Source organism: Lentzea sp. NPDC005914 (genome assembly GCF_040629405.1).
Lineage (GTDB): Bacteria > Actinomycetota > Actinomycetes > Mycobacteriales > Pseudonocardiaceae > Lentzea.
Map to the genome: position 1 here is coordinate 1 of NZ_JBEXVQ010000048.1, position 11,660 is coordinate 11,660.

General features: G+C 68.8%; 11 protein-coding genes. 5 read left to right on the plus strand and 6 right to left on the minus strand.

The genetic code is table 11. The features are described 5' to 3' along the window. Window positions 1-206 precede the first annotated feature (206 nt). Window positions 207-1,400, minus strand: a complete 1,194-nt coding sequence (locus ABZ345_RS41955) for an MFS transporter (RefSeq protein ID WP_359860532.1) — start codon at window positions 1,398-1,400, stop codon at window positions 207-209. A gap of 92 nt (window positions 1,401-1,492) precedes the next feature. Between ABZ345_RS41955 and ABZ345_RS41960 the strand changes: the two genes are divergently transcribed. Next, window positions 1,493-2,425 (plus strand): LysR family transcriptional regulator, encoded by a 933-nt coding sequence (locus tag ABZ345_RS41960; RefSeq protein WP_359860533.1) that lies wholly within the window; start codon window positions 1,493-1,495, stop codon window positions 2,423-2,425. A gap of 75 nt (window positions 2,426-2,500) precedes the next feature. Here ABZ345_RS41960 and groL read toward each other — a convergent pair whose 3' ends face one another. The 4 genes from groL to ABZ345_RS41980 form a co-directional block, all read right to left on the minus strand. Beyond that, window positions 2,501-4,120, minus strand: a complete 1,620-nt coding sequence (gene groL / locus ABZ345_RS41965) for a chaperonin GroEL (protein ID WP_359860534.1) — start codon at window positions 4,118-4,120, stop codon at window positions 2,501-2,503. Window positions 4,121-4,336: 216 nt separating this feature from the next. Next, window positions 4,337-5,557: a serine/threonine-protein kinase gene (locus ABZ345_RS41970; protein ID WP_359860535.1), complete on the minus strand. Its 1,221-nt coding sequence runs from the start codon at window positions 5,555-5,557 to the stop codon at window positions 4,337-4,339. A 67-nt stretch (window positions 5,558-5,624) separates the two neighbouring features. Further along, window positions 5,625-5,831: a cold-shock protein gene (locus ABZ345_RS41975; RefSeq protein ID WP_030470913.1), complete on the minus strand. Its 207-nt coding sequence runs from the start codon at window positions 5,829-5,831 to the stop codon at window positions 5,625-5,627. Between the two features lie 76 nt (window positions 5,832-5,907). Then, the gene (locus tag ABZ345_RS41980) at window positions 5,908-6,549 is read right to left on the minus strand and encodes an AIM24 family protein (protein WP_359860594.1); all 642 of its coding nucleotides are present in this window, start codon (window positions 6,547-6,549) and stop codon (window positions 5,908-5,910) included. An 82-nt stretch (window positions 6,550-6,631) separates the two neighbouring features. Between ABZ345_RS41980 and glp the strand changes: the two genes are divergently transcribed. The 4 genes from glp (at window position 6,632) to pssA (ending at window position 11,135) form a co-directional block, all read left to right on the plus strand. After that, window positions 6,632-7,828 (plus strand): gephyrin-like molybdotransferase Glp, encoded by a 1,197-nt coding sequence (gene glp, locus ABZ345_RS41985; RefSeq protein ID WP_359860536.1) that lies wholly within the window; start codon window positions 6,632-6,634, stop codon window positions 7,826-7,828. Between the two features lie 17 nt (window positions 7,829-7,845). Next, window positions 7,846-9,270: a M48 family metallopeptidase gene (locus ABZ345_RS41990; protein ID WP_359860537.1), complete on the plus strand. Its 1,425-nt coding sequence runs from the start codon at window positions 7,846-7,848 to the stop codon at window positions 9,268-9,270. Window positions 9,271-9,474: 204 nt separating this feature from the next. After that, a complete protein-coding gene (locus ABZ345_RS41995) occupies window positions 9,475-10,170 on the plus strand; it encodes a phosphatidylserine decarboxylase (protein ID WP_359860538.1) in 696 nt (231 codons plus the stop codon). After that, window positions 10,167-11,135: a CDP-diacylglycerol--serine O-phosphatidyltransferase gene (gene pssA / locus ABZ345_RS42000; RefSeq protein WP_359860595.1), complete on the plus strand. Its 969-nt coding sequence runs from the start codon at window positions 10,167-10,169 to the stop codon at window positions 11,133-11,135. The genes ABZ345_RS41995 and pssA overlap by 4 nt, the downstream gene beginning before the upstream one ends. 181 nt (window positions 11,136-11,316) lie before the next feature. Here the strand turns inward: pssA and ABZ345_RS42005 are convergent, their stop codons facing one another. Continuing rightward, window positions 11,317-11,652 (minus strand): hypothetical protein, encoded by a 336-nt coding sequence (locus tag ABZ345_RS42005; protein WP_359860539.1) that lies wholly within the window; start codon window positions 11,650-11,652, stop codon window positions 11,317-11,319. Window positions 11,653-11,660: the final 8 nt, after the last annotated feature.

Consider the following 11,660-nt stretch of genomic DNA (forward strand, 5'->3'; position numbering starts at 1 on the left):
GGGTGTCAACCGGACACGCTTTTCGTCCGGTTGACACCCCGATCCTGGCGCGGCTCGCTCCGGCTCGGCTCGTGACGGGACCCCACCCGGACCGCGCCACCTACGCAACAGGCAGCCGCCGAAAGCAACAGGCGTGCCATCAACCCGCAAGCGGCGCTGGCTGGTCTTTGATCAGATTGACGGGGTCCGGGGCGGAGCCCAGCGCCCTAAACAGGGACACGCCCAACGCAAAGCGACCACCTAGGCAACAGCAGCGGGGTACCGAGCAACAACAAACCAGAAACGGTGATCGCGACAAGCGGACTAGTGACCGTCGCAAGCACCCCCCAAACCACCATCAACCCAGCATGCGTGAGCTTGGTAGCAACGCTCCAAGTGCTGAGAACCTGAGTGACGTACCCCGCAGGGACCCGCCGCAGACGCTCAGTCGCATAGACCGGGCTAAAAACGCCCATACAAGTGATCAACAACCCCTCAACGACGATCACAGTGACGAGCCCAAAAACGCCAGGCTGAGTAAACGCAAGCCCAAGCGGAAACACCGACCGCAGCCAACCGAACACGGTCATGACCCGCCACCGGCCGTACCGCCCGACAAGCCGCGCAGACAGCCGGGCGCCCACCAGCCCGCCCACCGCCGGAAGCCCGAAAGCCAGTCCGTACTGCCAGGCAGGAAACCCGTACTCGCCAAGCAGCAGCACCGCCATGACCGGCGCAGTGGCCATGATCAGCCCTCCAACCGCCACGGAGTTCAGGAACAACCGCACCAGCACGCGATCACGACGGATGAACCGCCACCCGGCAAGCAGAAAAACCCTGCCGGTACCGGCCGTCGCAACGTCGCTCCCCCGGATGCGCCGAACCGCCCACGCCGACAACAGGTAGCTGACGGCGTCAACGAGAACGGTGACAACAGGGCCGAGCACCCCGATCAACGCGCCACCCACCGGCGGACCGACAGCGGTAGCGGCCCAGCTCGTGCTCTCGAACTTCCCGTTCGCCCCGAGCAGCTGTCCCTCAGGAACGAGATGCTTCAGGTACGCACCAGACGCCGCGCCGAAAGCGATGTTCGCGGCTCCGCACACGACCGAGACGCCCAGGAGCTGGCCGTACGTCAACAGTCCGGCGAAGTGCGCAACCGGCAGACTCACCAGTGCGAAGAACCTGACCAGGTCCGCCGCGACCATCACCGGACGCTTGGCCCTGCGCTCGGCCCACGGCCCGAGCGGAAACGCGACGAGTGCCGCGACCGCCAGCCCGGCCGCCTCCAGCACCGCGACCTCGAACGCCGACACGTGCAGCACCTGCACCGCGATGAGCGGAAACGCCCCGAACGCGAGCCACGTGCCGTACGTGCTGATGGCATAGGCGGACCAGAGCCAGCGAAACCCGGAAGTCACGTCTCCGATCCCACCCGCTGCCTGCAGGCAAGATCAAACAACTGTCTCCCGGCGCGCCACAACCGTCGGTTGTCCCTGCTTAGGGTGGCTCGGTGGACTCCGAGGCAGTGCGTTCGTTCGTCGTGGCGGCCGAGCTGGGCCAGGTGCAGCGCGCCGCCGACGAGCTGGGCGTGACCCAGCAGGCCGTCTCGAAGCGGATCGGTGCCCTGGAACGCGAGCTGGGAGTCCGCCTCTTCACCCGCACCGCGCGCGGCGTGGAGCTGACGCCCGACGGCAGGACGTTCCTCCCGCACGCCCGCACCGTCGTGGCAGGCGTCGACCGCGCGGTCGCCGCGCTCCGGCCGCGGACCCTGCGGATCGACGTGCTCGGCCTGCGCAGCGCCCAAGCCGTGGTGCTGCACGAGTACTGGCGATCGAATCCCGGCATCGAGCTCGACGTGGTGTCGCTCCGGTTGAACGACCCGCGCGAGGTGGCCGCCAAGGTCGCGGCGGGCAAGGTCGATGCGTCGTTCCGTTCGGTCACCGATGCGGCCGCGCTGCCGCCTGACGTGCGGATGATCCACGCGTTCGACTCACCCGCCGAGCTGCTGGTCGGGCCCCACCACCCGCTCGCCTCGGCCCGCACGGTGACCCCGGCACAGCTGCGCGAGTTCCGGATCTGGGTACCCGGCATCGCGCCGCGCAGCGAGTGGGCGGTCTTCTACGACGAGCTCGTCGCGACGTTCGACCTGCGTGTCGACGCGGCCGGTCCGCATTTCGGGGACGAGGTGCTGCTCGACACCCTGGCGGAGTCCGCGGAGGTGGCCACCCTGGTCGGCTCGCGCGACCGGTACACCTGGCCCGCCGGGCACGACCTGCGGCGCATCCCGGTCGTGGCGCCGGCGATCGCGTACCCGATCTCGTTGATGTTGCCCAGCGCGAACCCGCATCCCCGGCTGCGCGGAGTCGTCGAGCACCTCGCGGGGCTGCCGCCGCTCACCGAGCCGGTGTGGCGGCCTTCCTGGGCGGTGGTGGCGCGGGCGTGACCGCGGCCCGGAAATGCCGAAAGGCCCGGCTCGCCGAAGCGAACCGGGCCGATCAGAGCTGTTATACGGCGGGACTCAGAAGTCCATGCCACCAGCGTCAGGCGCGGCCGGAGCAGCGTTCTTCTCCGGCTTGTCCGCGACGACAGCCTCGGTCGTCAGGAACAGCGCGGCGATCGACGCGGCGTTCTGCAGCGCGGAACGCGTGACCTTGGCCGGGTCGATGATGCCAGCCGCAACCAGGTCCTTGTACTCGCCGGTCGCGGCGTCCAGACCCTCACCGGCAGGCAGGGACTTGACGCGCTCGACCACGACGCCGCCCTCGAGGCCGGCGTTGATGGCGATCTGCTTGAGCGGAGCCTCGACCGCAACCTTCACGATGTTGGCACCGGTCGCCTCGTCACCGGTCAGACGCAGACCCGCGAAGGCAGCCTCGGCGGCCTGCAGCAGCGCGACGCCACCACCGGCGACGATGCCCTCTTCGACGGCAGCCTTCGCGTTGCGAACGGCGTCCTCGATGCGGTGCTTGCGCTCCTTGAGCTCGACCTCGGTGGCCGCGCCCGCCTTGATGACGGCCACGCCGCCGGCGAGCTTGGCGAGGCGCTCCTGGAGCTTCTCGCGGTCGTAGTCGGAGTCCGACTTGTCGATCTCGGCGCGGATCTGGTTGACGCGACCCTGGATCTGGTCGGCGTCGCCCGAGCCCTCGACGATGGTCGTCTCGTCCTTGGTGACGACGACCTTGCGGGCCTTGCCCAGCAGCGAGATGTCGGCGTTCTCCAGCTTCAGGCCGACGTCCTCGGTGATGACCTGGCCACCGGTGAGGGTGGCGATGTCCTGGAGGATGGCCTTGCGGCGGTCACCGAAGCCCGGAGCCTTGACGGCGACGGACTTGAAGGTGCCGCGGATCTTGTTCACGACCAGGGTCGCCAGGGCCTCGCCCTCGACGTCCTCGGAGATGATCAGCAGCGGCTTGCCGCCCTGCATGACCTTCTCCAGGAGCGGGAGCAGGTCCTTGACCGTGGAGATCTTGGAACCGAACAGCAGGATGTACGGGTCCTCGAGGACCGCTTCCTGACGCTCGGGGTCGGTCACGAAGTAACCGGAGATGTAGCCCTTGTCGAAGCGCATGCCTTCGGTGAGCTCGAGCTCGAGGCCGAGGGTGTTGCTCTCCTCGACGGTGATGACGCCTTCCTTGCCGACCTTGTCCATCGCCTCGGCGATGAGCTCGCCGATCGTGGAGTCAGCGGCGGAGATGGACGCGGTAGCAGCGATCTGCTCCTTCGTCTCGATCTCCTTGGCGTTCTTCAGCAGCTGCTCGGCGATGGCCTCGACGGCCTGTTCGATGCCGCGCTTGAGGCCCAGCGGGTTGGCGCCGGCGGCCACGTTGCGCAGACCCTCGCGCACCAGAGCCTGGGCGAGAACGGTCGCGGTCGTGGTGCCGTCACCAGCGACGTCGTCCGTCTTCTTCGCGACTTCCTTGACGAGCTCGGCCCCGATCTTCTCCCACGGGTCCTCGAGCTCGATCTCCTTCGCGATGGAGACACCGTCGTTGGTGATCGTCGGCGCACCCCACTTCTTCTCGAGCACGACGTTGCGGCCCTTCGGGCCGAGCGTCACCTTGACGGCGTCAGCGAGGGTGTTCATACCCCGCTCGAGACCGCGGCGGGCGTCCTCGTCGAACGCAATCATCTTGGCCATTGCGGTGTGTTCCTCCGCCTTTGTGGATTCTGGGCCACTGCGGGCCGGCAGAGCCCACAGCGGAACACGATGCGAGTGGCCAGGTTGGTGCCCGCGACGGACGACTCCCGGAGGAGCCTCACCGCCCTAGCTCACTTCTTTGGCACTCGACCGAGCCGAGTGCTAGTTCGTGTTTAGCACTCGGGCACGGCGAGTGCAAGCGAACCCGGGCCGAACTCAGCGTGAGGTGCGCACCGGCACAGACGTGGGCAGCGGCTTCTTCGACGTCGACTGGTCGTCGAGGTGCAGCGTCGGCGAGGAGTTCGTCTTGGGCTGACGGGCGGGCTCGTCACCGGGCGACAGGATGATCACCACGATGATGATCACGACGATGGCCGCCGCGGCCGCGATGACCGGCGCCAACCACGCCGGGCGCTCCTTCTTCGACGACGTGAACGCGCTCGAGCCCACCTGGTTCGGCGGGCGCAGGCGGACCGGGTCGGCGAGCTGCTGCTGGTAGCCGCCCTGGTACATCCCCTGCTGCACGGGGTTCGGCCCGGTCATCGGCGACTGCACGGGAATCGAGCCGGACTGCGGCCCGGCCTGAGCGGGACCCGAGGCCTGCACGACCCCGGCGAGAGCGACGCGCGCGGCGGCGATCAGCTCGGCGCAGCTCGCGAACCGCTGCGACGGGTCCTTCGAGGTGCCCTTGCGGATCACGTCGTCGATCGCCGGCGGCAGGCCCGCGAGCTGTGCCAGCGACGGAACGATCTGGCCGAGGTGGCCCGCGATGACCTCCTGCACGCCGCCCTGGAACGGCGGACGGCCGGACAGGCAGGCGAAGAGCATGCAGGCCAGCGCGTACTGGTCGGTGCGGCCGTCGACGGGCTCGCCGCGCAGGTGCTCCGGCGCCGCGTAGGTCGGCGAGCCGAGGAAATCACCCGTTCGGGTGCGGTGGCCGGTGGCGCCGCGGCGGGTGAGGCCGAAGTCGGCGACGTAGACGTGCTCGCGCACGCCTTCCTTGGTGGTCACGAGGACGTTGGCCGGCTTCACGTCGAGGTGCACAAGACCCTTGCCGTGCAGCATGTCGAGCGCTTCGGCGACCTGGGCGAGCAGCCTCAGCGTGCGCTCGGGGGTGAGCGGCCCCTCCTTGACGTGGCCGGAGAGGTCCTGGCCGTCCACCAGCCGCATCGCGATGTAGAGCAGGCCGTCGACCTCGTCGAAGTCGTACAGCGGCACGATGTTCGCATGGTCGATGGCGGAGGTGTTGCGCGCCTCGTCGACGAACCGCTCGCGGAACTCCGCGTCGGGCGCGAGGTGCTCACCGATGACCTTGAGCGCGACCTTGCGGCCAAGTCTCACGTCGGTGGCCTTGTAGGTCACGCTCATGCCACCGCGGCCGAGCACACCGTCGATCCGGTAGTGCGCGATCCGCCGTCCGCTCAGGTCCTCAGACACGCAAGGCAGCCTAACGCCCGTGCAGATCAACCTGCCGGGGGTTGCCGAAAGCTGTGATCAGGTCGTCTCATCCAGCGCGGCGCACGTCCGAGGCCTGGCTGCGCCCGTCCCGTCCGGCCTGCACCTCGAACTCCACGCGATCGCCCTCGGAGAGGGTCCGGAAGCCTTCCATCTGGATCGCCGAGTAGTGCACGAACACGTCGGGCCCGCCGTCGGTTGCGATGAAGCCGTATCCCTTTTCGGAGTTGAACCACTTGACGGTACCGAGAGCCAAGGCGTCCTCCTTCAGATCACGCAAGCAGAACGCAACGCTAAAAGAGGAAAGGTCACTCGGATACCTCCTTACGGAGTCATGAACGAGAGCTGACTCCGTTGGCGCGCAACCAGGTGGTGAGTCCGCGAGGTCCGCGCGTCTGGGTCAGCACAGCACCGGGACCTGCGAAGTCGAACACCAGTCCCTCGCCCGTCTGAATGGATTGCACGGCATCGGGTACCGACGGTCGAAGTCGGCATTGCACTGTGTCAGCGAACGCCATCACGTGATCGCTCGCGATGGTCACCGCCTCGCCCGCCTCGAGCGTCACGAGGTCCAGCGCGCCGAAGCAGGCGAGCACCACGCCGCCCTGTCCGTGCGCGTAGTTCAGGAAGCCTTCGAGGCCCCCGAAGAGCGCCTGCAACGGCGGCGCCTCGGGGTTCATCGCCACCGTGCTGCTCGAGGCGATCCAGCCGAGCCGCGAGACGCACCAGCCGTGCGTGCCGTCGAGCTCGACGAGGTGCAGGTCGCCGGGCAGCACCGGAGCCGCGTCGACCCAACCGCCCTCCGCGCCCGCCGTGCACAGCGCCACCGCCTTGACGCCCGCGCCCTTGACCTCCACCGAGAGGCCGTAGCTGGTCGCCACCAGGGTCAGCGGGTCGACCAGCACCATCTCGCCGGGCGCGAGCACGAGCCTCGCCACGCCGAACGTCGGTGTGTGCCGGGTCCGGACCTGCACGAACAACACCTCCGGGGATGAACGGGTCCAAGCGATCGTCACGATCGCACTTCTCGGCGCCGCGTCTTGGCAGTATGCAGTCGTGTCCCCCACCACTGTCGCCGAACACCGCCAGCGCGTCGCCGAGCTCGTCGGGTTGATGCCCGTGCTGCAGCTCCCGCTCGACGAGTGCCTCGGGCTGGTGCTCGCCGCCGACGTCATCGCTCCCGTCTCCCTGCCGCCGTTCGACAACTCCGCGATGGACGGGTACGCCGTGCGCGCCGAGGACCTCGCCGGGACGGGCCCCGTCCGCCTCCCCGTGGCCGACGACATCCCCGCAGGCCGAACGGACGTCAACCCGCTCGAGCCCGGCACCGTCCAGCGGATCATGACCGGTGCGCCGGTGCCTCCCGGCGCGGACGCGGTGGTCCAGGTCGAGCTGACCGACGGCGGCACCGAGACCGTGACGATCGACGCGTCCGTCTCGCCGGGCACCAACATCCGGACCGCGGGCGACGACGTCAAGAAGGGCGATCCGGTGCTGCTCGCGGGCACGGTGCTGCGGCCGGCCCAGCTCGGTCTCGCGTCCGCGCTCGGCCTCCCGGAGCTCGTGGTGCGCCGCCGTCCGCGCGTGCTCGTCCTGTCGACTGGATCCGAGCTGGTCGAGCCCGGCCGGCCGCTGCAGCCCGGTCAGATCTACGAGTCGAACGGGATGATGCTCGCGAGCTCCGTGCGGGACGCGGGAGGCATCGCCGTGCAGCTGCGGTTCGTGCCGGACGACGTGGAGGCCTTCCACGACGCACTGGCGCCGTACCTGGGCTCGGTGGACGTGATCGTGACGTCCGGCGGGGTCAGCGCGGGCGCGTACGAGGTGGTCAAGGACGCCCTGGCGAGCCACGACGTGCGGTTCACGAAGGTCGCGATGCAGCCGGGCGGGCCGCAGGGCGCGGGCACGTACGAGGGCCTGCCGGTGCTGACGCTGCCGGGCAACCCGGTGAGCGCGCAGGTGTCGTTCGAGGTGTTCGTGCGGCCCGCGCTGCTCGCGTCGATGGGACACACGCAGGTCGAACGGCCGGCCGCGAGGGCAACCGTGTCGAGTCCTCTGACGTCTCCAGCGGGGAAGACGCAGTTCCGGCGCGGCCTGTACGACCCATCGTCGGGTCAGGTCGTGACGCCGGTCGGGGGTCCGGGGTCGCACCTGCTGTCGGCGCTCGCGCTGTCGAACTGCCTGATCGAGGTGCCGGCGGACGTGACGGAGCTGGCGGCCGGTGCCGAGGTGACCGTCAGATATCTGCAGTAGAAGGGCGAACTGGGGGAATGAGAGCGGCACTGGCGCTGGTGATGCTCGCCGGGTTCTTCGTGATCGCGGTGGGCGCGACGGTGTTCCTGGGCGGGCTCGCGTTCGTGGTCTACGAGCGCGGCGACGTCGGGAGCGCGGCGTGGCTCGGCGCGTTGACGGTCGTCGTCGGCGGTCCGTCGTTGTACGCGATGGTGCGGGCGTTGTGGGCCAGGCCGCGGCCGAGCGGTGTCCCGGTGACCCGCGAGGCCCATCCGGAGCTCTGGCGGCACGTTGACGAGCTGGCGCGGCTCGCGGGCACCCGCAGCCCCGACGACATCCGGCTCGTCGACAGCGCCAATGCGGGCGTGTGGGAGCGCTACGGCGTGCGCTACCTGGAACTCGGCCTGCCGTTCGTCGCGGGCATGACGATCGGCGAGCTGCGATCGGTGCTCGCGCACGAGCTCGGCCACTACGGCGGCGGGCACACACAGGTCTCGACGGTGACGTTCCGCGCGAAACTCGCACTCGGGCTGATGATCGAGCAGGGCGGCTACCTGTCCGCCGTCCTCTACGGCTGGGCGCGGCTGTACGCGCTGGTGGCAGCCTCGGAGAGCCGCAAGCACGAGCGGTTCGCCGACGAGGTGTCGGTGGCCGCGGCCGGGCGTGAGGCGACGACTCGGTCGTTGCTGCGCGGAGGCCCGATCGGCGAGGGCTGGAACGACTACCTGCGCTGGTACGTCTCGCTGGCCGTGATCGCCGGGCGCACGCCGCCGTTGCTGCAGGGATTCCGCGCCTACCTGGACCACCCGCGGCGCGTGCACCAGCTGCGCGAGCTGGAGCCGTTGATGGCCGCGCAGGAGCCGACGTCGGTGTTCGACAGCCATCCGCCGATCCGCGAACGGGTGGCCGCGATCGCGCGGGTCTCGCCGTTGTCCGGCGGTGTGACCGAGGCGGTCGACGAACGGCTCGCGTGGACGTTGCTCGACGGCATGGCGCCCGAGGCCGTCGCGGCGCTGGCCGGGGTCGGCGGCCCGCCGATCGAGTGGGAGCAGCTGGCCGGGCTGACCGGTCCGGTGCTGGTCCGCCGCTACGCCGACGCGCTGCGGCACGCGGGCAGGGTCAGCAAGATCGGCGAGACGCTGGCCGACGTGCTGGCGGCGCTGGAACGCGGTGAGCTGCACGAGCTGACGGGCAGGCCGGTGGACGGGTCGCTGTCGACGGCGGAGGTGCACGAGGCGGCCGTCGAGACTGTGACGGAACTGCTCGCCTGCGCGGTCGCCGACCAGCTCGTCACCGCTAACCGCGCGCTGCTCGAACTCAACTGGGGCGGAATGTTCGTGCTCCGTCTGCCGGACGGAGCTGCGGTCTATCCGGACGATCTCGTCGCACCGGCCGTCCGTGACGCTAACCGGGTCTCTGAAGTGCGACTTCGTTTGCAGTCCATCGGCGTCGACGGACTGTGACGGAACGCTCACCGACCGGCGTTGTTCACCCCATGTGACGGGGATTACACTGCCCGCAGGTGCCGGTCGGCACGTGCATTCGTCGGGGGATGCACGAGCCGACCGGCCACTTGCTTTTCCGGCAGGCCTGCTGGGCGGTTTGGCGTGTTGGCGTAGCGTGATGCCGCCCGACAAACCACGGAAGCTACGGAACCCACAGACACGATGAGCAGCGAGAAGCCCGTCTCTCACTTCCTCGAACTCGCCCGCGGCATGGTGCCCCCGATGCACCCGGCAGGACGCCCGTTCGTCGCCGGCGCGGCGATCGCGACACTCCTCGTCCGGCTGCGCTTCAAGCGGCTGGGCGTCGTCCTCGGCCTGGTCACGGCGTGGGTGGCGTGGTTCTTCCGCGAGCCGAAGCGCGTGACGCCGACCCGCCCGAACCTCGCGGTCGCCCCGGCCGACGGCACCGTCTCGCACGTGGTCGACGCCGTCCCGCCCGCCGAGCTCGGCCTCGGCACCCAGCCGATGACGCGCGTGAGCGTGTTCCTCTCGGTCTTCGACGTGCACGTGCAGCGCGTGCCCGCGGACGGCGAGATCGTCCAGGTCTCGTACCACCCCGGCAAGTTCCTCTCGGCCGACCTGGACAAGGCGTCCGAGGAGAACGAGCGCAACACCGTGTGGCTGCGCACCACGTCCGGCGTCGACCTCGTGGTCGTGCAGATCGCCGGCCTGGTCGCGCGCCGCATCGTGTGCGAGGTCGCCGAGGGCGAGAAGGTCGCCGCAGGCCAGACGTACGGCCTGATCCGCTTCGGCTCACGCGTGGACCTCTACGTCCCGCGCGGCAGCCGCGTCCTGGTCGAGGCAGGCCAGCGCACCATCGGCGGGGAGACCGTCCTCGCTGAGCTCCCGGAGGCCTGATGGCTCCCAGCGGGCCCGGCGTTCGCCTCCTGCCGAACGCCATCACGGTCCTCGCGATGTCCGCGGGCCTCTCGTCCGTGCACTTCGCGAACACCGGCATGTGGGGCGCCGCCATCGCCTCGATCGCCGCCGCCGCAGTCCTGGACGGTCTGGACGGCCGCATAGCGCGCCTGCTGGACGCGACGTCGAAGATGGGCGCGGAACTCGACTCGCTGGCCGACGCGATCTCGTTCGGCGTAGCGCCCGCTCTGGCGATCTACCTCTGGAAGTTCGAGGGCAGCCGCGCGGGCTGGGTAATCGCGCTGATCTTCGCGGTCTGCATGGTGGTCCGCCTGGCCCGCTTCAACACGTTGCTGGAGAAGGAACAACCGCCGTTCGCGAAGGAGTTCTTCGTAGGCGTCCCAGCTCCAGCCGGCGGCCTCCTGCTGCTTTTGCCTCTGATCCTGGAGGAGCAGTTCGGCAAGGACCGCTGGTACACCGAGCCCTACGTGGTCGGCGCCTGGACCGTGGTCGTCGCGATGCTCCTGGTGTCCCGCATCCCGACCTTGTCCGTGAAGACCGTGAAGGTCCCCCCGCGCGCGGTGGCCCCCCTGCTGGTCCTGATCGGCCTGCTCGCCGCCGCGATCATCACGTTCCCACTCGTGGCGCTGAGCATCGCAATGGTCGTCTACCTCGCACACCTGCCGTATGCGGTGCGCCGGTACATGTGGCTGTCCAAGCACCCTGAAGCCTGGACCGTCACGGGCGTCGAACGCCGCGCCATCAAACGCGCGCACGGCGTGGCCGCTCGCCGTCTCGGCCTGCGTCAGCCTCTGCACGGCCGCGTGGCCGGTGCTGCGATGCGTGCGGTGCGTCGCCCACGGCGTGATGTTTCTGCCGCTGTTGCCGCGGAAGGCGCGGTGTCTGCCAACGGACGCCGTCGTTCGTGGCGGCAGTTGGGACTTCGGCGGCAGCCGAAGCGCTGATTGCTCAGAACGGACTGAGGGCCGGACACGATAAAAGTGTCCGGCCCTCAATTCTGTCAGATGATTCTCAGTTGCCCAACTGGTCAGCCAGGTCCAACAGCTCACACACCTGCCCGAGCTGCGAACTGACAACACAGATCAAGGTGGCGGCATCGCGATTCTCAACTGAGCGCATAGTTTCCTACTCTCGTCGCAGCTCAGTCGTGATCCAACTGACGTCCGACTCCGCGAGTCCGAACTCGCTCAACACGGCCCTGCATGTAGTAGGCAAATCAGCTTCCGAGTTGACATAGACCGTCGTCCCCTCAGATGGCTCATCCTGATGCCTGATCAACCCGGCGATGCCAAAAAATTGACTCCGCACCACCGCAATCTTCAAGTCACCCAGACCATCGCGATCATCAGAGAAGACCAGGTTGAACCTTTTCGACAATTGATCCGGACTCATCGGGAGAATCAGCAGAGGAGAGTTTTCCCCAGTCGGCCAACCTGACTCATCGATCTGTTCGATCGTCATGACTAATC